The sequence below is a fragment of the Sphingobium sp. RC1 genome, assembly GCF_059738765.1.
Genome location: NZ_AP027306.1, coordinates 2,279,778 through 2,301,242 on the forward strand (window position 1 = coordinate 2,279,778; position 21,465 = coordinate 2,301,242).

The window sequence follows — 21,465 nt, forward strand, 5'->3', positions numbered from 1 at the left end:
AAAGGCAGCCGGAGAGCGACTGATGCCCTCTCGACTTCCCCTTCCCGCTTGAAGCTTCTAAAGGGCGCGGCATGACTGATGCCGCGCCCTCTTCCGTCCAAAGCTGGAAAGTCACCTTGCCCTGCACACGTGCGGAGGCGGAGGCGTTGGACGGTGACATCGCGGGCTTCGCGCTCATGGACAAGCCGCCGGTGCTGATGACCAGCGAAGCGGCGCCGGATGATGAAAATGCATGGCAACTTGATGCCTATTTTGAAGGCAAGCCCAGCCCCGCCGCCATCAAGCTGCTCCGTACCCTCGTCCCCAGCGCGAGTGGGACCAAGCCGCAGATCGAACAGTTGCCCGATGAGGATTGGGTAACCCTGAGCCAGCAGGGACTGGAGCCAGTCACGGCCGGACGCTTCCACATCCGCAATCTTGCCAGCGATGCGGAGCAGCCGGGCCACGTCAATTTCCTGATCGAAGCGAGCCGCGCCTTTGGCACCGGGCAGCATGAGACCACCGCAGGCTGCCTTCTGATGCTGGACCGCATGCGGCGCGTCGGCATGCGCTTTGGCAATGTGGCGGATATTGGCACGGGCACCGGATTGCTCGCCTTCGCAGCGCTCCATTTGTGGCCCCACGCCTATGCCACCGCTTCGGACATCGACCTGGTCGCCGTCGACATCAGCGCGGAAAATGCCTCGGCCAACGACATCGCGGTCGGCAAGGGCCAAGGCCAACTGGCGCTGTATGTCGCGGCGGGCGTTGATCATCCCGCCATCGCAACGCGTGCGCCTTATGATCTGCTGATCGCGAACATACTCGCTGGCCCATTGATCGAACTCGCGCCCTCACTTTGCGCGCTCGTGGAGGAAGGGGGCACGATCCTGCTCGCCGGACTGCTGAAGGAACAAGCGTATGCCGTTCTGTCAGCCTACCGCGCTCAGGGCATGCGGCTTGCCGAGCGCATGGACAATGGCGACTGGCCGACGCTGCGGCTGCGCAAGCGTCCGCGCATCGGCTGGAAACGCCCAACCCGGCTGGACAGGCAGGCGCGCGGTGAGGCGCCGGGGTTCGGCAGCCTCTAAAACCGGACCGAGCAACGGATGGCCCTGGCACGGTCATCCGGCTGACTAGGGCGCCAGGAATCCATTTCAAGACGTGATGCAACATTGCCACAGTGCGTTGTGCAATGCGGTATGTCGTTGTTTGTGATGCTTTACTCATCCCGCTCAGCCTCCCTAAAGCGCGCTCAGACAACATCCGGTTACCCCAGAAAAGGAGCCCCTCATGAAAAAACTGATCGCTTCGGCGTTGCTGCTTGCCAGCGTTTCCGCACCGGCCTTCGCTCAGGACGCCGTGCCCTTTTCCGGTCCCTATGTCGGCGCAGTCGTCGGTGTGGACCATGTCGATTTCGACTCGGTCAACCATGACAGCGGCCTGCTGTATGGCGGCGTGATCGGCTATGACGTCAACGTCAACGGCGCCGTGTTCGGCATTGAAGGCGAATATGCCGATTCCGACGTCAAGAAGTTCGGCGTTCGCACCGATCGCGACCTCTATGCCGGCGTCCGCATCGGCGGCGAAGTGGTGCCGAACGTGTTGGCCTATGCCAAGGGCGGCTACACCAACGCCAGACTGGAAGACGCGCTGAACAACAACGTCAAACTGGACGGCTACCGTCTGGGCGCCGGTCTGGAAACGACGGTCCAGGGCTTCATCGTTCGCGCTGAATATCGCTATTCGCGTTACGAGCAGATCGGTGGCGTGAACCCTGAGCGTCATCAGGGCGCGCTGATCCTCGGCTACCGTTTCTAAGACACGGCTATAGCAGAAAAAGAAGGGCGTCCCTCTCATGAGGGGCGCCCTTTTCTTATGCGCTCGGAGTGTTGGGCAGGGCAACGCTTGCCACGCACTCCCAGCGGCCTAATGTTGCCTTGCCACTCTCATCAGCGAGGCTTGCCATGACTATCACTCGCCGCGTCACGGTTCATGAAGGCCCCGGTGGAACCTTCGAGAGCATGGCCGTCTTCGACAAAGCCGCAGGCGCACCCCGGCCCGGCATCCTGCTTTTCCCTAATGCACTGGGGACCAAAGAAGCGGACTTCGCCTACGCCGAGAAGGTCGCGGAACTGGGATACACGCTATTCGTCGCGGACATCTATGGTCAGGGCAAGCGAGCCAGCCGCGATGACCCCGACATGGGGCGCTACATGAACGAGGTGAACGCCGACCGCGCCCTGCTGCGCGACCGGCTCAACGCGGCTCATTCCGTCCTCAAATCACTTCCCGAAGCGGACGCGAGCCGGACGGCCGCGATCGGCTTCTGCTTCGGCGGCAAATGCGTGCTAGACCTTGCGCGCAGCGGAGCCGACATCGTCGGCGGCGTCAGCTTCCATGGAATTTATGACGCGCCACCTTTTCCCAACGCCGCCATCAGGGCGAAGCTGTTGGTGTGCCACGGTTGGGACGATCCCTTGGCTCCTCCAGCAGCCACGGTGGCCTTGGCCGACGAACTGACGAAATCCGGATGCGACTGGCAGATCCATGCCTATGGCCATACCGGGCACGCATTCACCGATCATGCGGTCAACATGCCGGACAAGGGCCTCGTCTACAACCCTGACGCAGACCACCGCAGCTTCCGGTCGATGAGAGACTTTCTCGCCGACCTGTTTAACTAGGCTGACCCCCTTCAGGGCATCCAGCTCAAAGCTCCCCGATCATCTCCGCCAAAACCGCAAGGCAGTCCTTGGCAAGCTGCTTCGACCGTGCGGGGGACCAGCCAAATTCGGGATCGGGCAAATCGTCATTGTCCTTGAAGGGCATTTCCAGCGTCATCGCGACCGCGCCGAAACGTTCGGCGACCTGATTGGTGGACATGGTCAGATTGCCCTTGCCCGGCGCCGATGAAGGATAGCCGCGCGTCGTCTGGAAATCAGGCGTCCGGGCCGCGAGCGTATCCCGAAAGCGATTATAGAGGGCGAGTTGCCGCTCGCTGAGTGAAGGGATGCCTTCAAAGCCCGCCAGGAAGACTGCGGCTATGGCTTCGTCGCCATGCACGTCCATGGCGAAATCGACACCCGTCCGGTCCATCTCCTGCCGGACAAGGTAGACCTCCGGACTGCGGTCCATCGACGGTTCGTGCCATTCACGGTTGAGGTTCACGCCCGCCGCATTGGTGCGCAGATGCCCCCGGCGGCTGCCATCAGGGTTGATGTTGGGAACGATGTGGAATGTCGCCTTGGCGCGGAGCAGCCGGGCGACGGCATCCTCCTCGTCGCAAAGCCGTTCCAGCGCGCCTTCCATCCACCATTCGGCCATCGTCTCGCCGGGATGCTGGCGGGCGTAGAGCCAGACCTGCTTTGGCCCGTCGCCCAGCGTCAGAAGGTCGAGTGGCTGCTTGTCGAGCGTCAGGCCCAATTCCCGATGCTCGACCCCGAGCTGGCAACCCGCCCAGGCGATCAGGTCATGATGCCGCTCCATCGAATAGGGCGCGAAATAGGCGACCCACAGCACGTTGCGATCCGGAGAGAGGCTGATGGTGAGGACGCCGTCGGCATAGCTGGTATCCGCCTGCGTCCAGACTTCCCGATCCTCGCTGATCCGCGCCTTATAGCCCGGCCAGCCATCGGGATAGGCGGAGGTCCCGCCATTGACGATAGCCAGTTCCACTTCGCGCCCGGCAACGCCCGCGATGCGAAAGTGGAACCATTGGTAGAAATCGCTTTGCCTGTCCTTGACGATCTCCAGCTCGGCCCGGACCCGATCGCCAGTATCGATTATGGAAAGAACACGAATATTGCCGCTGTCGAAGGCATTGCTGATCGAGATGGTCATTTCACGGTTATAGTGCGCCCCGATTCCCCCGGATAGCCCCCGATCAACGCACTGGCGAGCTTTTGCGCGGCGATACCGGGCTGAGCGGCTGGTGTACCCTCCCGCGCCTGGGTGAGCGCCCGGCCTTCCCAGATCGTCGTCGAATCGGATCGCCTGCGGATTTGCACCTGCAACTCCGTCGTCACCATATCCTTCGGCCGCCCCGAGAGGTTGATGCCGATGCCCAGGCCCAGCCCTGAATAGCCGCCGCTGCCCACCGCACCGCCAACGCCTACACTCACGGGCTTGCCATCATTGCCGTATCCGGTCGGACGGAAAGATCGGCGGAAGCCGACCGATGCGACATAGTCGCTGCGCGCTCCGGCAGGTGGGGCGCTGAAGCCCGCACGCTGCAACTCCTGCTCGACAGCGGCGGCATAGGTCCGGAACTCCAGCCCTGCATCGGGATTCGCGGCCATTTCTTCCACCACCAACGTTCCGCTTTGCGCCGGATTTCCGACATGGAAGCGGGTTACCTCGACGGGCGGCACCGCCGTTGCGCATCCAGCGAGTGACAGGGCAAGGAATGGGGGCAGGAGTATCTGCTTGATCATGCTAATCTCCGACAAAGATGCGGCAGTCCATAGACGATGCCGAACCAGATATTCCTTCAACAGTTGAAGCCATGTCTTTGCTGCATATGGCATGAACGGGGCAAAAGTGCAGCCAGTCGCCCTTGACTTTCAGCCGCCCCACCCATAGGGGCTGCGCTTCGATTTTCCGATCACGCAAGATTCTTAGAAGGCTGACTTCCATGAAGATCCGCAACTCGCTCAAGTCGCTTAAGGGCCGTCACCGGGACAACCGCGTGATCCGCCGTCGCGGCCGTACCTATGTTATCAACAAGACCAATCGCCGCTTCAAGGCCCGCCAGGGCTGATTGAGCGAGCCGATCTCCGCCGTCATATTCGACGTCGGACAGGTTCTGTACCATTGGGAGCCCCGGCTCCTCTACGAGCGCCTGATCGATGATGATCGGGCGCTCGACGCGTTTCTGCGCGATGTCGTGTCGATGGAATGGCATTGCCAGCACGACATGGGCCGCCCCTTCGCGGAAACCAGCGCTGAACTGATCGATCGCCATCCGGAACATGAAGCGCTGATTCGGATATGGGGCGAGCGTTTCATCGATAGCGTCCAGCCCGCCGTTGCGGGCATGGCGGAATTGGTCGGCGAATTACGTGCGCGGGGCGTAGTGCTCTACGGCCTCACCAATTTCAGCGCCGAATTCTGGAAGCCATTCCATGCGCGGGAGGCGGATTTCTTCACCCACTTCCGCGACATTCTGGTTTCTGGCGCTGAAGGGTTAGTGAAGCCCGACCCTGCCATCTACCGCCTGGCGCTCAGCCGGTTTGGCCTGCGCGCCGAGGAAACATTCTTCATCGATGATCGGGAAGAAAATGTCGCGGCGGCGGAAGCGCTGGGCATTCGCAGCCACCTCTTTCGCGACGCAAAGACCTTGCGTCGCGATCTGGCAGCGCAAGGCCTGCTACAGCTTAATCCCGCCCTGTAAGCTCATCGCCGCGAATTGCGGTGACATGCAGCACGTTGGTCGATCCCGGAGTGCCGAAGGGGACGCCTGCCAGCACCACGATCTTGCTGCCCTTCTGGGTCATGTTGTGCCGCAGCGCCATGCGTCGGGCCTTGCCGACCATTTCCTCGAACGTGTCGATATCCTTCGTGCGCACCGCATGCACGCCCCAGGTCAGGCCCAACTTGCGCGCTGTGTCCAGCCGAGGGGTTAGCGCCAGGATTGGCGTCAGTGGACGCTCACGCGCCACCCGGCGAACCGTGCTGCCTGATGAAGTGAAGCAGGTGATCGCGCTGGCCCCAACGACCGAGACGATACCCGCCGCCCCTTCCGCCAGCGCGTCGGCGGTGGTCGCGTCGGGCTTTGTTTCGGTGAAATGCAGCCGCGCGACATAGCCGGGGTCACGCTCGACGCTGTGGGCGATGCTGTCCATCATCGCGACTGCCTCTTCAGGCCAATCGCCCGCCGCCGTTTCCGCCGACAACATGATCGCGTCCGCGCCATCATAGACGGCAGTGGCGACATCCGACACTTCCGCGCGGGTGGGCGTCGGCGCCTTGATCATCGATTCGAGCATCTGCGTCGCGACCACCACGGGCCGCCCCATGCGCCGCGCCGTCGCGACGATCTGCTTCTGAAGCGGCGGCACGGCTTGGGGCGGCAGTTCGACGCCCAGGTCGCCGCGCGCGACCATCACGCCATCGGCCAGCTCCAATATCTCCTCCAGCCGCTGGACCGCGGCAGGCTTCTCGATCTTGGCCATCAGCGCGCCATGGCCGCCCATCAGCTTGCGCGCTTCCGCAAGGTCTTCAGGACGCTGGACGAAGCTCAATGCGATCCAGTCGCAGCCCTGCTCCACCGCGAAGCTGAGGTCGCGCCGGTCCTTTTCCGTCAAGGCGGGGACGGGCACAACCACATCGGGCACGTTGACGCCCTTGCGGTTCGACAGGGTGCCGCCGACCTCGACCACCGTTTCGATCCGGTCATCGGACACATTCTTCACCCGCAGCACCAGCTTGCCGTCGTCCAGCAGCAGCCGCGTCTCAGGCACCAACGCCGCGTAGATTTCCGGATGCGGCAAGTTCACGCGCCGTGCATCGCCCGGCGTTTCGTCGCGGTCGAGTATGAAGGATGCACCCACCTCCAGAACGGCAAGGCCGCTCTTGAACGTACCGACGCGCAGCTTTGGCCCCTGCAAGTCGCCCAATATGGTCGTCGGCCGCCCGAATTCCTTTTCCAGCGCCCGGATGGACGCGATACGCGCCGCATGCTCTTCATGCGCTCCATGGCTCATGTTGATGCGGAAAGCGTCTGCCCCGGCGATGAACAGCGCGCGGATCACTTCCGGCGTGTCGCTCGCGGGGCCAAGGGTCGCCAAAATCCGGACCTTGCGCGAACGGGGCGGCAGTTTCGTCATTCTCAAAAAGCTCCTGGCCGTCATGGTCGCGCCCTGGCTTGCCAGAGCGCCGTTTTCGATTATCCCTACTGCACGACAGGATGATGTAGATCAGCGAAAGGATCGCCTTGGCCGACAATATGCTCAACGATGCGGTTGCCGCAACCGCCTTCCGCCGCCTGATTGCGCATTTGCAGCACAGGACCGACGTCCAGAACATCGATCTGATGGGAACGGCGGGCTTCTGCCGCAATTGCCTCGCCGACTGGATAGCGGAAGCCGACGGCAATCTGAGCAAGGACCAGGCGCGCGAAATCATCCACGGCATGCCCTTTCCGGAGTGGAAACAGCGCCATCAGAGCGAGGCGACGCCGGAACAGATCGCAAAGATGCAGGAGAGTGTGGCGAAGAACGCTGACAATCATTAGGAGCGTGCGCCAACCCGATTCACATTCTATCCGGAGATACATTATATGAGCGAGGGCAACGTCGCCGCCGATCAGCTACGCCTTCTTATCGAGCGCATCGAGCGGCTCGAGGAAGAGAAAAAGGGCATCGGCGACGATATCAAAGACGTGTATCTGGAGGCCAAGGCGACCGGCTATGATCCGAAGATCATGCGCCAGATCGTCCGCCTGCGCAAAATGCCGCAGCATGACCGGCAGGAAATGGAAGCTATTCTCCAGACCTATCTATCCGCCCTGGGCATGGAATAACGCACTCGTCTTCCGTTCGTCCTCAGCTTGTCGAAGGCCCCTTCTTTCTTCAAGAAGGACCTTCGACAAGCAAGGCGCGGGAGACACATCATGTCCGAGATCATCGTCAGCACCACCAGCCGCCTCGAAGGGCGTCCGGCAAAGGAATATCTCGGCATCGTCACTGGTGAGGTGATCGTCGGCGCCAACCTCTTCCGTGACCTGTTCGCCAGCGTGCGGGATATCGTCGGGGGGCGTTCGGGCGCTTATGAGGATGTCCTCCAACGCGCCCGTGAACAGGCAATCGGGGAGATGCGGATGCGGGCGGCGACGCTGGGCGCCAATGCCGTGGTAGGCGTCGATCTCGATTATGAAGTGCTGGGTTCCAACGGGTCGATGCTGATGGTGTCGGCATCCGGCACCGCGATCCTCGTCTAGTTGCGCTTGGGCAGGACGCCCGCTAGAGAGCGCGCTTCGGATCAGACAAGATTAGGAGCAGGCCGTGGCCGGCCATAGCAAATTCAAGAACATCATGCATCGCAAGGGCGCGCAGGACAAAAAGCGTTCCTCGATGTTCTCCAAGCTCAGCCGCGAAATCACCGTGGCGGCGAAGATGGGCATGCCCGACCCGGACATGAACCCCCGCCTCCGCCTGGCGATCAACGCCGCCAAGGCGCAGTCCATGCCCAAGGACAATATCCAGCGCGCCATCGACAAGGCGATCGGCGGCGACACGGAAAATTACGAAGAAATTCGCTATGAAGGCTACGGCCCCGGCGGGGTCGCCATCATCGTCGAGGCGCTGACCGACAACCGCAACCGTACCGCGACCAACGTCCGCACCGCCTTTTCCAAGAATGGCGGCAATCTGGGCGCGTCTGGCGCGGTCAGCCATGGCTTCGACCGCATGGGCCTGATCACCTATCCGGCGAGCGCCGGCGATGCCGATGCGATCTTTGAAGCCGCTCTGGAAGCGGGGGCGGACGATGTGTCGTCGAACGAAGACGAACATGAAATCTGGACCGCCATGGACGCGCTGCACGAAGTCGCCAAGGCGCTGGAAGGCAAGCTTGGCCCGGCCGAAGGCGCGAAGCTCGCCTGGAAGCCACAGACGACCGTCGAAGTCGATGAAGGCAGCGCCGCGACCCTGATGAAGCTGGTCGACACGCTGGAAGATGATGACGACGTCCAGACCGTGTGGGGCAATTATGAAGTGTCCGACGAGGTCATGGAGAAGCTGGGTTGATAAACACCCTCCCCTCTCCCCGGCGGGGAGAGGGTTGCTCGGCGTCGAGAATACGGCTGCTACCTTCCCCTCTCCAAGTCCGGCTAACCGGCAAGCCGGCAAGCCTCCCTATCCTCTCCCCTGAAGGGGCGAGGACAAATCCATGATCATCCTTGGACTCGACCCCGGGCTTGGCACCACTGGCTGGGGCTTGATCGCGGCTGACGGCAATCGCCTCACGCACATCGCCAACGGGCAGATCAAGACCGACGCCGACATGGCGCTGGCGACGCGGTTGCTCGCACTTGATCTTGCACTGACCGACCTCATCCTTGAACATCAGCCCAATGGCGCTGCGGTCGAGGAAGTGTTCGTTAATGTGAACCCGCAATCAACGCTGAAGCTGGGGCAAGCGCGCGGCGTCGTGCTGCTTGCGGCATCCCGGTCGGGGATGGAGGTTGGCGAATATGCCGCGCGGCTCGTCAAAAAATCCGTCGTCGGCGTTGGCAACGCATCGAAGGATCAGGTCCACGCCATGGTTTCGCGGCTGTTGCCGGGAGCCAAGGTGGCGGGGCCGGATGCGTCCGATGCGCTCGCCGTGGCGATAACGCATGCCCATCACCTTGCCAGCGCGCGTCGCATTCCGCGCCGATGAGGGAGCAGATAGGCCTGGAAGCGGGATCCCGGATCAAGTCCGGGATGACGGATGTGTTATAAGGCGGTCACTGCCAGTCGAAGGGCAGCGGCGCTTCCCGAAAGGCAAATCGGTCGAGATGGTCGGCCACAACTTGCTTGAAACGATCCACGTCAGCACCCTCCACCGGGTCGATAGTCACCGTCAACGCCTCGTCACCGGCCATCATGCGGATCGGCCCCATAGGAAAGGCGATCACGCCCTGCTGCGCATCGAAGTCGGTTTCAAACTTGTGGCTCCAATGCTTGCAGAGCTGCTGAAGATAGCGACTGGCATTTTTGGTCGGCACATTGGCGGTCAGGGTCATAGGTCGAGCCTTTCGATCTTGCTGGCCGCTTTGTCGATCAGCGCGGCGACGTCGAACATGCTTTGGGAACCGGCGCCTTCCCTTTCAAGCCGCCCACGCACGTCCATGGAAAGATTGTGCATCACCCTCAGGAGCCTTCTGCCCTTCCGCATGTGAAAAAACCCGCCGGATCAAGCCCGGCGGGTTTTTGGATTGGCTAACGAATGGCCGTCAGTCGGGTTTCTTGGCAACGCTCACCAAGGCCGGGCGCAGCAGGCGATCGCGGATCGTATATCCCGCCTGCATTTCCACCAGCACGGTCCCGGGCTCAACATCATCCGACGGCACTTCCATCATCGCCTGATGCTTGTTGGGATCGAGCGGCTCTCCGACCGACACGAGCTTTTCAATGCCGTTGCGGCCAAAGACGCCTTCCAGTTCGCGGCCCGTCGCTTCGAGGCCAGCGACCAGTCCCTTGAACTTTTCATCGTCACGCAGTTCCGCCGGGATAGCTTGCAGCGCGCGGCCCAGATTGTCCGCGACCGACAGCATATCCCGCGCGAACGACGTTGCGGCATAGGCGCGCGTGTCGGCCAGTTCCTTTTCAAGCCGCCGACGGACATTCTGCGTTTCGGCATGGGCGTAGAGCGCGTCCTGCTTCGCCGCCGCCAACTCACCCTCCAGGGCTGCAAGGCGTTCGGCAGCCGCACCGCCCGCAGGCGCTGCGTCTTCGGGCAGTTCGTCAACGACTTCAGTATTTTCGATATTCAGCTTGTCTTCGCTCATCTCATCAATCTCGATAACGTCTGCGCAGTGAAATCCACCATGGGGATCACCCGCGCGTAGTTCAAGCGCGTTGGGCCAATGACGCCAACCACGCCGACAACACGGCCATCGCCGCCACGGTAAGGCGCGGCTATGACCGAAGAACCGGAGAGGGAAAAGAGCTTGTTTTCCGAGCCGATGAAGATTTTCGTCGCGCTGCCCGCCAGCGCGCCTTCCAGCAGGCGCGAAATCTCCTGCTTGCCTTCCAGTTGTTCGAGCAACTGGCGCACCCGTTCAAGATCGGCGGCAGTGCCGTCATCCAGCAGATGCGCCTGACCGCGAACGATCAGTACCGGACGGTCATCCGCATCCTGCGACCAGACAGCAATTCCGCGCGCCACTAGTTCCCGCGCCGCACCCTGAAGCGCGGTTCGCTCGCCCTCCATCTCGCGGCGCAGCGCTTCGCCCGCTTCCCTGAGCGTCAGGCCCGCGAAGCGCGCCGACATGAAGTTCGCTGCTTCATTCAGCATGCTGGGCGTCACGCCTGCGGGCATGTCGAGCACGCGGTTTTCTACAGAGCCGTCCTGTCCCACCAGCACGGCCAGCGCCTGACGACCATTGAGCGGCACAAAGCCGAATTGGCGCATCACCGGCTCGCGCTTGGGCACCATGACGATGCCCGCGCAGGCAGAGAGGCCCGATAGCGCGGCAGTCGCTGCGGACAATGCTTCCTCGATCGGGCCACCCTCGGCAATGCCTGCCTCTATCGCACGGCGTTCCTCGACCGAGGGTTCGGCGGCCTGCATCATGCCATCGACAAAAAGGCGCAAACCGGTTTCGGTCGGCATGCGCCCTGCCGAAGTGTGCGGGGCGGCCAGCAATCCCAGCTCCTCCAGATCCTGCATGACGTTGCGGATCGATGCGGGCGACAGGCTGAGCGAGGCGATCTTGCTGATGGTGCGCGAACCCACAGGCAGGCCGGTGCCGAGATAGCTTTCGACCACCACCCGGAAAACGTCGCGCGCCCGCTCATTGAGTTCGGTAACCGGTGTGACCGCCATGCGCCCCTATCTAGGCGAGCGAAGGGCCGTACTCAAGCCGGGGCTATCTGACGGCGGACGGCTTCACCATCGCGTTGATGTCCAGCATCCGGGGAACGGCCGCAATGGTAGCACGCAGCTTGCCATAGCTGGCGTCCATGCACCCCGACTGAAACTCCAGTCGGGTGGTCGGCTGCTGATCCCTGGTCCATTCGATGGTGTAGCCGGGCATGTCGGTCGCGAATCGGGTGCAATTCTCCCCATGGGTGATGCGCCGGACTGTTCCTGCGGGAGGCCGGAACTGCGCCAGCGCGGCGCGGAAACGGCGATATTGCGCTGGGGTGACAGTGAAGCGCGTCGCGCCCGGAACGGTGGTGAACCGCTCCGGCTCCAGCAGGCCCGAACCATCAGGCGTCACCTGCAGACTGTAACTGGGGCAAATGCCGAAACAGGGACCCGCCGAAAAGCGGATCGTGTCTCCGGCGGCGGTGGGCTTTTCAAGTTCGGGCCTTTCCGCCGCACAACCAGCCGTCAGGGCAACGCCCGCCAAAATCATCATCCAACGCAACTGCATGCAGGCTTCCTATCATCTTTCACGCGTATCGCCACTGGCATGACGCCGCGCCCGGCGCTAAGCCCCACCGACTGAACGCTTCGGAGAAATAATTTTATGCGTCCTTCCGGCCGCGCGCCCGACCAGATGCGCGACATCACCATGGAGCCCGGCTTCACCATTCATGCCGAGGGCAGCTGCCTGATCAGCTTCGGCGATACGCGGGTGCTGTGCACCGCTTCGGTCGAGGAAAAGGTGCCGCCCTTCCTGCGCGGCAAGGGATCGGGTTGGGTCACGGCCGAATATGGCATGCTGCCCCGCGCCACCCACACCCGCGGCAGCCGTGAGGCAGCCAAGGGCAAGCAGTCGGGGCGCACGCAGGAAATCCAGCGGTTGATCGGCCGGTCGCTGCGCACCGTTGTCGACCTCAAGAAGCTGGGCGAGCGGCAGATTGTTGTCGATTGCGACGTTATCCAGGCAGATGGCGGCACCCGCACCGCCGCGATTTCCGGCAGCTGGGTGGCGCTGCGCATTGCCATCGACAAGCTGATCGCTTCGGGCGCGCTGGCCGAAGACCCGATCATCCAGAAGGTCGCCGCGATCAGCTGCGGCATCTATAATGGCACACCCGTGCTGGACCTCGACTATGCCGAGGACAGCAATGCCGAGACTGACGCCAACCTGATCCTGACCGGCGACGGCAAATTTGCCGAAGTGCAGGCGACGGCCGAGGGCGCGGCATATGACGAGGAAGAATTGCTCCGCCTGCTGCGTCTGGCGCGCATCGGTTGCTCGCAGATCTTCGCCGCCCAGGACAAGGCGACGGGCCGCTAAGCGCATTCGTCCGTTCGTTTCGAGCGTTTCGAGAAATGCCATCTATGCACTACGCGCTTCTCGACTATGCTCGAAGCGAACGGGGAGAATGACATAATCATGAGCGACGATTTCGGACAGGAACAGGCGATCCGCAAGCTGGGGCCGGGCAAGCTGGTGATCGCCAGCCATAATCCCGGCAAGGTGCGGGAAATCGGCGAACTGCTGGCCCCCTTCGGGATCGAGACTGTGTCAGCGGCGGCGCTGGACCTGCCTGAGCCGGAAGAAACCGGCACGACGTTCATCGCCAATGCAGAGCTGAAGGCGATGCAGGCGGCCGACCTGTCGGGGCTCCCCGCGCTGGCCGACGATAGCGGGCTGTGCGTCGAGGCGCTGAATGGCGATCCGGGCATCTTCTCCGCTCGCTGGGCAGGCGAGACGAAGGATTTCAACATCGCGATGCAGCGCGTATGGGATGCGATCGAAGCCAAGGGGCCTGACGCCGGGCATGGCGCGCATTTCATCTGCGCGCTGGCGGTGGCTTGGCCCGATGGTCATGTCGAGGCGTTTGAGGGGCGGGTTGACGGCATCCTCAGCTGGCCGCCGCGCGGGGACAAGGGCTTTGGCTATGATCCGATGTTCCAGCCGTTGGGCCACACGATCAGCTTTGGCGAGATGGAGCCGAAAAAGAAGCATGCGATGAGCCATCGTGCGGATGCCTTCGCGCAGCTGGTCGCGGCGGTTTTCTAAAGAAGCAAGGCGGGCTTATTCGCCCATGCTGGCCAGACGGGAGCCGAAGGGGCTGTCGTCTGCGTCCAGCGGGCCTTTTCCGAAAGCGTTGCCCGCTGGGAAATAGCGGCAGACGAGATAATCGTAGTTCTGCCCTTCAGCGAGGGCGCAGCCGACCTTTTGCGTGCCGCGCCAGATCATCTGCGTATAATGGCCGACATCTTGCCAGCGGCCAGACATGCTGATGTCCGGCAGCTTGCCTCCACGCCGGAACAAGCGCTTTTCATCGAGGAAAGCGCCGATCATCGCCTCATACCCGTAGAGGCGTCGCGGACCCATCCAGAGATTTTCACCGCTGGGAACAGCGCGAGACGCACGCGGGGAATGTTGGAAGCGGTTGGTCACGGCCATCTGCCGGGCATATCGAGCAGCGTCCTGGGCGAGGTCGCTGTCCCATGCCAGAGGCGTGAGGCCCAGCGATTGTCGCTCATCATTGTGCATGCCCAGCACCACGTCGCGCAGCAATATGTTGCCACGTTCCGCCTCCTCCATGCCGTAATAGGCGGCGGGCATGACCGCCTGGGTGGGCGCCGCTCGGCTCGACGGCGAGGCTTTGACGGGCTGAGTCGCAGTGATTCCCGTCATCGCCAGCGCTGCCGTTGCTAGCCCTGCGGCCCAAAGCCGTCTAAGGACGCCCCCATTCATGCCCCTGCCCCTGATCGATTCCCCGGCCCCCGCGCCTGAAGCTATGGCCTTATATGTGCATTGGCCATTTTGCGTTTCCAAATGTCCTTATTGCGATTTTAACAGCCATGTCCGTGCGGAGATCAATACCGATGCGTGGCGGGCGGCGCTGCTGGACGACCTGGCTCATGAAGCGGGGCTGACTGGCGGTCGACCGCTCTCATCCATCTTTTTCGGCGGTGGCACGCCATCGCTGATGCCGCCGGAGATCGTCTCGAACATCATCGACGCTGCTGCCAGCTACTGGCGGCCCACGGCGGACATGGAAATCACGTTGGAGGCCAATCCGAGTTCAGTGGAAGCGGCGCGGTTTGCCGATCTGGCGCGTGCGGGGGTTAACCGGGTGTCACTGGGGGTGCAGGCGCTGGATAATCAGGCGCTGCATTTTCTGGGCCGCGCGCATGATGTGGGCGAGGCGCTGGCCGCGCTGGATGTCGCCCAATCGGTATTCGGGCGGGTGAACCTGGACCTCATCTATGCCCGTCCTGAGCAGAGTGAGGCGGACTGGGAGGCGGAACTGGCGCGCGGCCTTGCCTTCGGAACGGATCATCTGTCGCTTTACCAGCTGACGATCGAGCCGGGGACGCGGTTCGCCACGCTCGTGGCCCAGGGGAAACTGGTGCCTGCTGATCCCGACCATGCCGCGACCCTCTATGAGCAGACGCAGGCCATGACCACAGCCGCCGGTCTGCCCGCCTATGAGATCAGCAACCATGCCCGGCCGGGTCAGGAGAGCCGACACAATCTGACCTATTGGCGTTACGGCACATATGCGGGCGTCGGTCCGGGCGCCCATGGGCGGCGCGGTGGGATGGCCACACTGCGGCACAAGAAGCCAGAAAACTGGATGGGCGCGGTGGACCGGAACGGCCATGGACTGCAAAGCGAGGAACTGCTTACGCAGGAGGATCGCGGGCGCGAGGCACTGCTGATGGGATTGCGCCTGGCCGAAGGAGTCGATCTCAGCCGGATTTCAGCGCTATCCGGCCTGACGGTGGAGCAGTTGATCGACGGAGAGGCTGTGGCGCGGCTTGCCAAGCTAGATCTGATCGAACGGAAGGATCAGCATCTGCGCATCACGCCAGCAGCAATGCTGCTGCTGGACGCCATCCTTCCCGAGATCGTCAGGGTCTAGCTGGAGCCGGCAGGAAGTCAGTTAGCCGCTGCGACGCCTTCGTCGGTCATCAGCTGCTGAAGCTCACCGGCTTCATACATTTCCATCATGATGTCGCTGCCGCCGACAAATTCACCCTTCACATAGAGCTGGGGGATGGTCGGCCAGTCGGAGAATGCCTTGATCCCCTGCCGCACCAGCTGGTCTTGCAGGACATCGACAGTTTCATAGGCAACGCCAAGATGTTCGAGGATCGCGATGGCGCGGCTGGAAAAACCACATTGCGGGAACAACGGGGTTCCCTTCATGAAAAGCACCACATCATTGCTGTTCACGATATCGGCGATCCGCTGATGCACGGCGTCGGTCATGGTTGGTCCAGTCCTGTCGGGCGCCGCAGGAGACAAGCGGCGCGCTTGAAAAACGATATCGGTTAGTTGGGAACGGCAGTCGTCAGTTGCAAGGCGTGGAGCACCCCACCCATCCGACCGCCAAGCGCAGCATAGACCGCGCGCTGCTGGGCGACCCGGCTCATGCCCCGGAAGCTTTCCGCCACGACGCGCGCCGCATAATGATCGCCATCCCCGGCGAGGTCGGTAATTTCCACGTCCGCGTCCGGAATAGCCGCCCGGATCATGTCCGCAATGTCTTGCGCAGCCATCGGCATGGGGCGTGTCCGTCCTGCTTACTGGGCTTCGATGAACTGGCGGCGCGCGATCACCTGCTGCTCTTCCAGAGCCGCTCGCACGCCGGGCTCGTCAATGTCTACGCCCGCCTGGGTCATGTCGCCCACCAGCTTGCGAATGACATCCTCGTCGCCCGCTTCCTCAAAATCGGCCTGCACTACGGATTTGGCGTAGGCGTCGGTCTCCTCCGGCGTCAGCCCCATCTTGACCGCGGCCCATTCGCCGAGCAGCCGGTTCCGCCGCGCCTGGATGCGGAACTGCATTTCCTGGTCATGGGCGAACATATTTTCAAAGGCCTTTTCGCGGTCGTCGAAAGTCGTCATGCCTGTGCCTTGTCAAAAAGAAGCTGAAGTCTGGGATGAGATAGGAAGATCGGGACGGTTACGCAACGGCAGGAACAAGCCACGGCCGCACCCCGGCGTCCTTCGCCTCGAACTGGCTGATCATATCGGCCTGCCCCAAAGTCAGCCCGATCTCGTCCAGCCCGCCAAGCAGGCAATGCTTGCGGAACGGATCAATTTCGAACTGGAACCGGTCCTGAAACTGCGTGGTAACGGTCTGATGCTCCAGATCGACATGGATGGGATCGGTCTTCGCGACCTCCATCAGCCGGTCGATCGCTTCCTGGGGCAGAACCACGGTAAGGATGCCGTTCTTGAACGCGTTGCCGGAGAAAATGTCCGAGAAGCTCGGCGCGATCACTACCTTGATGCCAAGGTCGGCAAGCGCCCAGGCGGCATGTTCGCGGCTCGAGCCGCAGCCGAAGTTGTCGCCCGCGATCAGGATGGGGCTGCCAGCATATTCCGGGTCGTCAAAGACATTGCCCGGCTCCTTGCGCAGCACCTCGAACGCGCCCTTGCCAAGGCCCGAGCGAGAAATGGTCTTCAGCCAATGCGCCGGAATGACGATGTCGGTATCGACATTCTTCATCCCGAACGGATAGGCCTTGCCCTCAACGATATTCAGCTTGTCCATCAATGCGCCCGCTTGGTCTCCAGGCGGCGGCTATCTTCCGCACGCCCGAGAGTCGCCGCCATGGCGGCACTGGCCAGCGCGCCGAGCGCCAGCACCCAGAATACCTTCTTCATGCGACCACCTCTCCCTGTTTTTCGTTCAGCAATTCCCGCACGTCGGTCAAATGCCCCGTAATGGCCGCAGCGGCTGCCATGGCTGGGGAGACGAGATGAGTCCGCGACCCCGGTCCCTGACGGCCCATGAAGTTGCGGTTGCTGGTGGATGCGCAGCGTTCTCCGGCTGGCACCTTGTCGGGATTCATGCCCAGACACGCCGAACAGCCCGGTTCGCGCCATTCGAAGCCCGCCTGGGTGAAGATGCGGTCGAGCCCTTCGGCCTCCGCCTGCTGCTTTACGAGGCCAGATCCGGGAACGACCAGCGCCTGCTTGATGCCGCTGGCGATATGCTTGTCCTTCAGCAGGGCGGCGGCGGCGCGCAAATCCTCGATCCGGCTGTTGGTGCAACTGCCGATGAAGATATGTTCGACGGCTACATCCTCCATGCGCTGTCCGGCGGTGAGGCCCATATAGTCGAGGGACTTTTGCGCGGCGGCGCGCTTGGACGCGTCGGCGAAGCTTTCCGGATCGGGGACGACGCCGGTCACCGGCACGACGTCCTCGGGGCTCGTGCCCCAGGTGACGTTGGGCACGATATCAGCGGCATCGATGACGACCGTCTTGTCGAACTGCGCGCCTTCATCGGTGGCCAGCGTCTTCCAATAAGCGACGGCGGCATCCCAATCGGCGCCCTTGGGGGCCATCGGGCGCCCCTTCAGGTAAGCGAAAGTCTTTTCGTCCGGCGCGAAGAGACCGGAGCGCGCGCCCGCCTCGATCGACATGTTGGCAACCGTCAATCGTCCCTCGATCGACATGTCGCGGAAGACAGAGCCGCGATATTCCATGACATAGCCGGTGCCGCCCGCCGTGCCGATACGGCCGCAGATCGCCAGCGCCACATCCTTGGGCGTAACGCCAAAGCCCAATTCGCCTTCGACGACCACTTCCATCGTTTTCGATTGCTTCAGCAGCAGTGTCTGCGTGGCGAGCACATGCTCAACCTCCGACGTGCCGATGCCGAAGGCCAGCGCGCCTAGCGCCCCGTGCGAGCTGGTGTGGCTGTCGCCACAGACCAGCGTTGTGCCCGGCAGGGTGAAGCCTTGCTCAGGTCCCACGACATGGACGATCCCCTGCTCCCGGTCAGCGTCGCCGATCAGGCGAACGCCGAATTCCGGCGCGTTCCGCTCCAGCGCGGCAAGCTGCTGCGCGCTTTCGGGATCAGCGATGGGAATGCGGTTGCCCTGCGCATCGCGGCGGGGCGTCGTGGGCAGATTGTGATCCGGCACCGCAAGCGTCAGATCGGGACGGCGCACCGGGCGGCCCGCTATCCTTAGACCCTCGAAAGCCTGGGGACTCGTCACCTCATGAACGAGGTGGCGGTCGATATAGATGAGGCAGGTTCCATCGGGACGGCGTTCAACGACATGCGCGTCCCAAATCTTCTCGTACAGCGTGCGGGGCTTGACCATAACCCTTTCCCCCTAGACCCAGAGCGGGCGCGGCGAAAGGGGGCATGGGACCAATATTTGCTGTCTACGCCGATAGCATGCTTGCCAAAGGCCGGTCAGGATGCGCGGTAATCCTTTATGATGCGGCCAGCGGCGCCGACATCCGCCTCATGGCTTTCCTCGCGCCAGGTTTCGGCGAGAGCAGCGGTCTCCCATTCCTGCATTGCGGGGTGGGCCAGCATGTGATCGACCCATCCGTGCGCTACTGGCCCGACATTCAGGTCATAGGTCCGTACCCGGAATGCGACGGGCGCGTAAAAGGCGTCGATCGCGGTGAAGGCTGGCCCGGCGAGGAAGGGACCGCCAAAGCGCTTCAGCCCCTCCCCCCATAATTCCGAAAGGCGCGCTATGTCGCGGTTCAGCTGTGGCGAGGGCAGGTCGCGTTCGACTCGCACGCCGACATTCATGGGACATTCGTTGCGCAGGGTCGCAAAACCGCTGTGCATTTCCGCGACGGCGCTTTGGGCGAAGGCGCGGGCGGACTCCTCCTGTGGCCATACGGCAGGGTGGCGATCGGCGAGATAGAGGGTGATGCCGAGCGAATCCCACACCGTTCGATCGCCGTCGATCAAGGCAGGCACCTGCCCGGTCGGTGAAAAGTTGCGGAAGGCAGAGTAATTTATGCTCTGCACAAATGGCTCAAGCCTATCCGTGAAGGGAATGCCGAGCGCCTTCATCAATACCCAGGGACGCAGGGACCAGCTGGAATAATTCCGGTTCGCGGTAATGAGCGTGTAAGGCATGGGGCTCTCCCGTCGGGTCTGACACCTCCAGGATAAGCGTCCGGCCGTTCGGGCGAAAGCGCAAAGCGGGCTCGTATGCGCTTGCTAAGCGATCGACAAAAAGCCCGCCGCCAGGGGCCGTCGGCGGCGGGCTTCCTGTCATCGGTGCGGGCAATCAGCGCAGGCGGCCGAGCCGGTGATAGAGGTTGGCGAACTTCACCGAATCCGGCGTGTCCTTCACCTTCTGCAGATAATCCGCCACCGCCGTCCTGAGCAGCGAGAAATCCTCGGTCGAGAAAACCGCGCGGGACCTTGTAGGTTCAGTCATTTCGTCCTCCTTTCCTTGGTTCTTCAAGCTGCGAACTGGTTCATCGTATTATGGGAGCCGCCAGCCTTGAGTGCGGCCTCCCCGGCGAAATACTCCTTGTGATCATCGCCGATGTCGCTGCCCGCCATATTCTGGTGCTTAACGCAGGCGATGCCTTCGCGGATTTCGCGGCGCTGGACGCCCTCGACATAGCCGAGCATCCCCGCGTCGCCGAAATATTCCCGCGCCAGATTGTCGGTCGACAGCGCAGCCGTGTGATAGGTCGGCAGCGTGATGAGATGATGGAAGATGCCCGCCCGCGCTGCGGCGTCCTTCTGGAAGGTGCGGATCTTCTCGTCAGCCTCGCGACCAAGATCGGTGGCGTCATAGTCCGCGCTCATCAACCGGGCGCGATCATAGGCGGAAACGTCCCTGCCCTCGGCCTGCCAGCTGTCGAATACCTGCTGACGGAAGTTCAGCGTCCAGTTGAAGCTCGGCGAGTTATTGTAGACAAGCTTGGCGTTCGGGATGACCTCGCGGACGCGATCGACCATGCCCGCAATCTGTTCGACATGGGGCTTTTCGGTTTCGATCCACAGCAGGTCGGCGCCGTTCTGAAGCGAGGTGATACAGTCCAGAACGACCCGGTCCTCGCCCGTGCCGGGACGGAACTGGAAGAGGTTGGACGCCAGGCGCTTGGGCCGCAGCAGCTTGCCGTCGCGGGCGATGACGACATCGCCGCGCAACGTCGATGGATCGGCGACCTCTTCGACATCGAGGAAGATGTTATACTGGTCGCCAAGGTCGCCCGGCTCGCGGCTGAAGGCGATCTGCTTGGTGAGGCCCGCGCCCAGCGAATCGGTACGCGCGACGATGATGCCGTCGTCGATACCCAGTTCGAGAAAGGCATAACGGCAGGCGCGAATCTTCGCGAGGAAGTCCTCGTGCGGAACGGTGACCTTGCCGTCCTGATGACCGCATTGCTTCTCGTCCGAAACCTGGTTCTCGATCTGGAGCGCGCACGCCCCCGCCTGGATCATCTTCTTGGCGAGCAGATAGGTCGCTTCGGCATTGCCGAAGCCTGCGTCGATGTCGGCGATGATCGGGACGATGTGGGTTTCGTGATTGTCGATCGCGGTGGTCAGGCGATGAACCTCAACCTCGTTGCCGGCGTCGCGCGCTTTGTCGAGGTCGCGGAACAGCATGCCCAGTTCACGGGCGTCTGCCTGACGCAGGAAGGTGTAGAGTTCCTCGATCAGCGCGGGAACACTGGTCTTTTCGTGCATCGACTGGTCGGGCAGCGGGCCGAATTCGGAACGCAGCGCCGCGATCATCCAGCCGGAGAGGTAGAGATATTTGCCTTTGGTCGTGCCGAAATGCTTCTTGATGCTGATCATCTTCTGCTGGCCGATGAAGCCGTGCCAGCAACCTAGCGACTGGGTGTAGTTCGCGGGGTCAGCATCATAGGCGGCCATGTCGCGGCGCATGATCGCGGCGGTGTAGCGGGCGATGTCGAGGCCGGTGGGGAAACGGTTCTGGAGGCGCATTCTGGCGACCGAATCGGCGGCGATGCCGTTCCAGTTGGGTTCTTCCCCCAGCAGGGTGGAAGCGCGGGTGATTTGTTGGGCGTAGGTCATGGAAATCCCCTGAATGAATTGGCGAATTAAAAACGTTCTGGGGGAGGACGACCGGATACGGGAGGGGGCCTGAGGTTCAGTTGTCGATC

30 protein-coding genes are annotated in these 21,465 nt (G+C 62.5%); 13 read left to right on the forward strand and 17 right to left on the reverse strand.

Annotated elements, in window-relative coordinates; translation table 11 throughout:
- Positions 1 to 71 precede the first annotated feature (71 nt).
- From AC6JBC_RS11315 to AC6JBC_RS11325, 3 genes are all read left to right on the forward strand, one after another.
- Entirely contained in the window at positions 72 to 1,070 is a 999-nt protein-coding gene (locus AC6JBC_RS11315; protein ID WP_498024321.1) for a 50S ribosomal protein L11 methyltransferase, read from the forward strand.
- Positions 1,071 to 1,272: 202 nt separating this feature from the next.
- Positions 1,273 to 1,800 carry a porin family protein gene (locus AC6JBC_RS11320; protein WP_498024322.1) on the forward strand — a complete coding sequence of 176 codons (528 nt, stop codon included), beginning with the start codon at positions 1,273 to 1,275 and terminating at the stop codon, positions 1,798 to 1,800.
- Positions 1,801 to 1,946: 146 nt separating this feature from the next.
- Complete coding sequence (locus AC6JBC_RS11325) at positions 1,947 to 2,666, forward strand: dienelactone hydrolase family protein (RefSeq protein ID WP_464788145.1); 720 nt, start codon at positions 1,947 to 1,949, stop codon at positions 2,664 to 2,666.
- A 25-nt stretch (positions 2,667 to 2,691) separates the two neighbouring features.
- On the opposite strand, the gene AC6JBC_RS11330 is transcribed toward AC6JBC_RS11325, so the two are convergent.
- A complete protein-coding gene (locus AC6JBC_RS11330) occupies positions 2,692 to 3,822 on the reverse strand; it encodes a M14 family metallopeptidase (protein ID WP_464788144.1) in 1,131 nt (376 codons plus the stop codon).
- Positions 3,819 to 4,415 carry a hypothetical protein gene (locus tag AC6JBC_RS11335; RefSeq protein WP_498026060.1) on the reverse strand — a complete coding sequence of 199 codons (597 nt, stop codon included), beginning with the start codon at positions 4,413 to 4,415 and terminating at the stop codon, positions 3,819 to 3,821. Before AC6JBC_RS11335 ends, AC6JBC_RS11330 begins: the two co-directional genes overlap by 4 nt.
- 200 nt (positions 4,416 to 4,615) lie before the next feature.
- Here AC6JBC_RS11335 and ykgO point away from each other — a divergent pair, with 200 nt between their 5' ends.
- Together ykgO and AC6JBC_RS11345 are read left to right on the forward strand one after the other, a co-directional pair.
- Positions 4,616 to 4,741 (forward strand): type B 50S ribosomal protein L36, encoded by a 126-nt coding sequence (gene ykgO, locus AC6JBC_RS11340; protein WP_004210176.1) that lies wholly within the window; start codon positions 4,616 to 4,618, stop codon positions 4,739 to 4,741.
- Positions 4,742 to 5,374, forward strand: a complete 633-nt coding sequence (locus tag AC6JBC_RS11345; protein ID WP_498024326.1) for an HAD family hydrolase — start codon at positions 4,742 to 4,744, stop codon at positions 5,372 to 5,374. It begins immediately after the preceding gene.
- On the opposite strand, the gene pyk is transcribed toward AC6JBC_RS11345, so the two are convergent.
- Positions 5,358 to 6,809, reverse strand: coding sequence for a pyruvate kinase (gene pyk / locus AC6JBC_RS11350; protein WP_464788141.1), 1,452 nt, complete (start codon positions 6,807 to 6,809; stop codon positions 5,358 to 5,360). The genes AC6JBC_RS11345 and pyk overlap by 17 nt on opposite strands.
- Positions 6,810 to 6,928: 119 nt before the next feature.
- Between pyk and AC6JBC_RS11355 the strand changes: the two genes are divergently transcribed.
- From AC6JBC_RS11355 to ruvC, 5 genes are all read left to right on the forward strand, one after another.
- The gene (locus AC6JBC_RS11355) at positions 6,929 to 7,216 is read left to right on the forward strand and encodes a DUF1244 domain-containing protein (protein WP_498026061.1); all 288 of its coding nucleotides are present in this window, start codon (positions 6,929 to 6,931) and stop codon (positions 7,214 to 7,216) included.
- Between the two features lie 45 nt (positions 7,217 to 7,261).
- Complete coding sequence (locus tag AC6JBC_RS11360; protein WP_449471166.1) at positions 7,262 to 7,504, forward strand: DUF2312 domain-containing protein; 243 nt, start codon at positions 7,262 to 7,264, stop codon at positions 7,502 to 7,504.
- A gap of 90 nt (positions 7,505 to 7,594) precedes the next feature.
- Positions 7,595 to 7,921, forward strand: coding sequence for a heavy metal-binding domain-containing protein (locus tag AC6JBC_RS11365; protein ID WP_174525906.1), 327 nt, complete (start codon positions 7,595 to 7,597; stop codon positions 7,919 to 7,921).
- Positions 7,922 to 7,985: 64 nt separating this feature from the next.
- Positions 7,986 to 8,729, forward strand: coding sequence for a YebC/PmpR family DNA-binding transcriptional regulator (locus AC6JBC_RS11370; RefSeq protein ID WP_449471164.1), 744 nt, complete (start codon positions 7,986 to 7,988; stop codon positions 8,727 to 8,729).
- A 142-nt stretch (positions 8,730 to 8,871) separates the two neighbouring features.
- Positions 8,872 to 9,363, forward strand: a complete 492-nt coding sequence (gene ruvC, locus AC6JBC_RS11375; protein ID WP_464788140.1) for a crossover junction endodeoxyribonuclease RuvC — start codon at positions 8,872 to 8,874, stop codon at positions 9,361 to 9,363.
- A gap of 67 nt (positions 9,364 to 9,430) precedes the next feature.
- Here the strand turns inward: ruvC and AC6JBC_RS11380 are convergent, their stop codons facing one another.
- The 5 genes from AC6JBC_RS11380 to AC6JBC_RS11400 form a co-directional block, all read right to left on the reverse strand.
- Entirely contained in the window at positions 9,431 to 9,709 is a 279-nt protein-coding gene (locus AC6JBC_RS11380; RefSeq protein WP_498024329.1) for a DUF2218 domain-containing protein, read from the reverse strand.
- A complete protein-coding gene (locus AC6JBC_RS11385) occupies positions 9,706 to 9,831 on the reverse strand; it encodes a hypothetical protein (protein WP_498024330.1) in 126 nt (41 codons plus the stop codon). The genes AC6JBC_RS11380 and AC6JBC_RS11385 overlap by 4 nt, the downstream gene beginning before the upstream one ends.
- A gap of 88 nt (positions 9,832 to 9,919) precedes the next feature.
- Positions 9,920 to 10,474: a nucleotide exchange factor GrpE gene (locus tag AC6JBC_RS11390; RefSeq protein WP_498024331.1), complete on the reverse strand. Its 555-nt coding sequence runs from the start codon at positions 10,472 to 10,474 to the stop codon at positions 9,920 to 9,922.
- The gene (gene hrcA / locus AC6JBC_RS11395) at positions 10,471 to 11,514 is read right to left on the reverse strand and encodes a heat-inducible transcriptional repressor HrcA (protein ID WP_498024332.1); all 1,044 of its coding nucleotides are present in this window, start codon (positions 11,512 to 11,514) and stop codon (positions 10,471 to 10,473) included. The genes AC6JBC_RS11390 and hrcA overlap by 4 nt, the downstream gene beginning before the upstream one ends.
- Before the next feature lie 43 nt (positions 11,515 to 11,557).
- Positions 11,558 to 12,067: a DUF6438 domain-containing protein gene (locus AC6JBC_RS11400; protein ID WP_498024334.1), complete on the reverse strand. Its 510-nt coding sequence runs from the start codon at positions 12,065 to 12,067 to the stop codon at positions 11,558 to 11,560.
- 96 nt (positions 12,068 to 12,163) lie between these two features.
- On the opposite strand from AC6JBC_RS11400, the gene rph reads away from it, so the two are divergent.
- The gene (gene rph / locus AC6JBC_RS11405) at positions 12,164 to 12,880 is read left to right on the forward strand and encodes a ribonuclease PH (protein WP_464788134.1); all 717 of its coding nucleotides are present in this window, start codon (positions 12,164 to 12,166) and stop codon (positions 12,878 to 12,880) included.
- Positions 12,881 to 12,979: 99 nt separating this feature from the next.
- On the forward strand, positions 12,980 to 13,609 hold the full coding sequence (gene rdgB / locus AC6JBC_RS11410) for an RdgB/HAM1 family non-canonical purine NTP pyrophosphatase (RefSeq protein WP_498024336.1): 630 nt from the start codon (positions 12,980 to 12,982) through the stop codon (positions 13,607 to 13,609).
- A gap of 15 nt (positions 13,610 to 13,624) precedes the next feature.
- On the opposite strand, the gene AC6JBC_RS11415 is transcribed toward rdgB, so the two are convergent.
- A complete protein-coding gene (locus tag AC6JBC_RS11415; RefSeq protein WP_498026062.1) occupies positions 13,625 to 14,161 on the reverse strand; it encodes a CAP domain-containing protein in 537 nt (178 codons plus the stop codon).
- Between the two features lie 130 nt (positions 14,162 to 14,291).
- Between AC6JBC_RS11415 and hemW the strand changes: the two genes are divergently transcribed.
- Positions 14,292 to 15,467 carry a radical SAM family heme chaperone HemW gene (hemW, locus tag AC6JBC_RS11420; protein ID WP_498024338.1) on the forward strand — a complete coding sequence of 392 codons (1,176 nt, stop codon included), beginning with the start codon at positions 14,292 to 14,294 and terminating at the stop codon, positions 15,465 to 15,467.
- A gap of 17 nt (positions 15,468 to 15,484) precedes the next feature.
- Here the strand turns inward: hemW and grxD are convergent, their stop codons facing one another.
- The 8 genes from grxD to AC6JBC_RS11460 form a co-directional block, all read right to left on the reverse strand.
- Positions 15,485 to 15,817, reverse strand: a complete 333-nt coding sequence (grxD, locus tag AC6JBC_RS11425; protein ID WP_498024339.1) for a Grx4 family monothiol glutaredoxin — start codon at positions 15,815 to 15,817, stop codon at positions 15,485 to 15,487.
- A gap of 62 nt (positions 15,818 to 15,879) precedes the next feature.
- The gene (locus tag AC6JBC_RS11430; protein WP_498024341.1) at positions 15,880 to 16,113 is read right to left on the reverse strand and encodes a BolA/IbaG family iron-sulfur metabolism protein; all 234 of its coding nucleotides are present in this window, start codon (positions 16,111 to 16,113) and stop codon (positions 15,880 to 15,882) included.
- An 18-nt stretch (positions 16,114 to 16,131) separates the two neighbouring features.
- The gene (locus AC6JBC_RS11435) at positions 16,132 to 16,455 is read right to left on the reverse strand and encodes a DUF1476 domain-containing protein (RefSeq protein ID WP_196225322.1); all 324 of its coding nucleotides are present in this window, start codon (positions 16,453 to 16,455) and stop codon (positions 16,132 to 16,134) included.
- 58 nt (positions 16,456 to 16,513) lie between these two features.
- Positions 16,514 to 17,107 carry a 3-isopropylmalate dehydratase small subunit gene (leuD, locus tag AC6JBC_RS11440; protein ID WP_498024343.1) on the reverse strand — a complete coding sequence of 198 codons (594 nt, stop codon included), beginning with the start codon at positions 17,105 to 17,107 and terminating at the stop codon, positions 16,514 to 16,516.
- A gap of 109 nt (positions 17,108 to 17,216) precedes the next feature.
- A complete protein-coding gene (gene leuC / locus AC6JBC_RS11445) occupies positions 17,217 to 18,671 on the reverse strand; it encodes a 3-isopropylmalate dehydratase large subunit (RefSeq protein ID WP_464788130.1) in 1,455 nt (484 codons plus the stop codon).
- A gap of 95 nt (positions 18,672 to 18,766) precedes the next feature.
- On the reverse strand, positions 18,767 to 19,453 hold the full coding sequence (locus AC6JBC_RS11450; protein ID WP_498024346.1) for a glutathione S-transferase family protein: 687 nt from the start codon (positions 19,451 to 19,453) through the stop codon (positions 18,767 to 18,769).
- Between the two features lie 154 nt (positions 19,454 to 19,607).
- On the reverse strand, positions 19,608 to 19,760 hold the full coding sequence (locus AC6JBC_RS11455; RefSeq protein ID WP_464771841.1) for a hypothetical protein: 153 nt from the start codon (positions 19,758 to 19,760) through the stop codon (positions 19,608 to 19,610).
- Between the two features lie 23 nt (positions 19,761 to 19,783).
- Positions 19,784 to 21,376, reverse strand: coding sequence for an isocitrate lyase (locus AC6JBC_RS11460; protein ID WP_498024348.1), 1,593 nt, complete (start codon positions 21,374 to 21,376; stop codon positions 19,784 to 19,786).
- Positions 21,377 to 21,465: the final 89 nt, after the last annotated feature.

Bases quoted from the DNA above. Each gene is read 5' to 3' on its own strand.
- hemW (WP_498024338.1), top strand. From the start codon at position 14,292: ATGCCCCTGCCCCTGATCGATTCCCCGGCCCCCGCGCCTGAAGCTATG.
- AC6JBC_RS11430 (WP_498024341.1), bottom strand. From the start codon at position 16,113: ATGCCGATGGCTGCGCAAGACATTGCGGACATGATCCGGGCGGCTATT.
- AC6JBC_RS11415 (WP_498026062.1), bottom strand. From the start codon at position 14,161: ATGCCCGCCGCCTATTACGGCATGGAGGAGGCGGAACGTGGCAACATA.
- AC6JBC_RS11455 (WP_464771841.1), bottom strand. From the start codon at position 19,760: ATGACTGAACCTACAAGGTCCCGCGCGGTTTTCTCGACCGAGGATTTC.
- grxD (WP_498024339.1), bottom strand. From the start codon at position 15,817: ATGACCGACGCCGTGCATCAGCGGATCGCCGATATCGTGAACAGCAAT.
- rdgB (WP_498024336.1), top strand. From the start codon at position 12,980: ATGAGCGACGATTTCGGACAGGAACAGGCGATCCGCAAGCTGGGGCCG.
- leuC (WP_464788130.1), bottom strand. From the start codon at position 18,671: ATGGTCAAGCCCCGCACGCTGTACGAGAAGATTTGGGACGCGCATGTC.
- pyk (WP_464788141.1), bottom strand. From the start codon at position 6,809: ATGACGAAACTGCCGCCCCGTTCGCGCAAGGTCCGGATTTTGGCGACC.
- AC6JBC_RS11400 (WP_498024334.1), bottom strand. From the start codon at position 12,067: ATGCAGTTGCGTTGGATGATGATTTTGGCGGGCGTTGCCCTGACGGCT.
- AC6JBC_RS11390 (WP_498024331.1), bottom strand. From the start codon at position 10,474: ATGAGCGAAGACAAGCTGAATATCGAAAATACTGAAGTCGTTGACGAA.
- AC6JBC_RS11330 (WP_464788144.1), bottom strand. From the start codon at position 3,822: ATGACCATCTCGATCAGCAATGCCTTCGACAGCGGCAATATTCGTGTT.
- AC6JBC_RS11435 (WP_196225322.1), bottom strand. From the start codon at position 16,455: ATGACGACTTTCGACGACCGCGAAAAGGCCTTTGAAAATATGTTCGCC.
- AC6JBC_RS11325 (WP_464788145.1), top strand. From the start codon at position 1,947: ATGACTATCACTCGCCGCGTCACGGTTCATGAAGGCCCCGGTGGAACC.
- AC6JBC_RS11335 (WP_498026060.1), bottom strand. From the start codon at position 4,415: ATGATCAAGCAGATACTCCTGCCCCCATTCCTTGCCCTGTCACTCGCT.
- AC6JBC_RS11380 (WP_498024329.1), bottom strand. From the start codon at position 9,709: ATGACCCTGACCGCCAATGTGCCGACCAAAAATGCCAGTCGCTATCTT.
- AC6JBC_RS11355 (WP_498026061.1), top strand. From the start codon at position 6,929: ATGCTCAACGATGCGGTTGCCGCAACCGCCTTCCGCCGCCTGATTGCG.
- AC6JBC_RS11450 (WP_498024346.1), bottom strand. From the start codon at position 19,453: ATGCCTTACACGCTCATTACCGCGAACCGGAATTATTCCAGCTGGTCC.
- AC6JBC_RS11365 (WP_174525906.1), top strand. From the start codon at position 7,595: ATGTCCGAGATCATCGTCAGCACCACCAGCCGCCTCGAAGGGCGTCCG.
- AC6JBC_RS11385 (WP_498024330.1), bottom strand. From the start codon at position 9,831: ATGCACAATCTTTCCATGGACGTGCGTGGGCGGCTTGAAAGGGAAGGC.
- leuD (WP_498024343.1), bottom strand. From the start codon at position 17,107: ATGGACAAGCTGAATATCGTTGAGGGCAAGGCCTATCCGTTCGGGATG.
- ruvC (WP_464788140.1), top strand. From the start codon at position 8,872: ATGATCATCCTTGGACTCGACCCCGGGCTTGGCACCACTGGCTGGGGC.
- AC6JBC_RS11320 (WP_498024322.1), top strand. From the start codon at position 1,273: ATGAAAAAACTGATCGCTTCGGCGTTGCTGCTTGCCAGCGTTTCCGCA.
- AC6JBC_RS11460 (WP_498024348.1), bottom strand. From the start codon at position 21,376: ATGACCTACGCCCAACAAATCACCCGCGCTTCCACCCTGCTGGGGGAA.
- rph (WP_464788134.1), top strand. From the start codon at position 12,164: ATGCGTCCTTCCGGCCGCGCGCCCGACCAGATGCGCGACATCACCATG.
- AC6JBC_RS11360 (WP_449471166.1), top strand. From the start codon at position 7,262: ATGAGCGAGGGCAACGTCGCCGCCGATCAGCTACGCCTTCTTATCGAG.
- ykgO (WP_004210176.1), top strand. From the start codon at position 4,616: ATGAAGATCCGCAACTCGCTCAAGTCGCTTAAGGGCCGTCACCGGGAC.
- hrcA (WP_498024332.1), bottom strand. From the start codon at position 11,514: ATGGCGGTCACACCGGTTACCGAACTCAATGAGCGGGCGCGCGACGTT.
- AC6JBC_RS11315 (WP_498024321.1), top strand. From the start codon at position 72: ATGACTGATGCCGCGCCCTCTTCCGTCCAAAGCTGGAAAGTCACCTTG.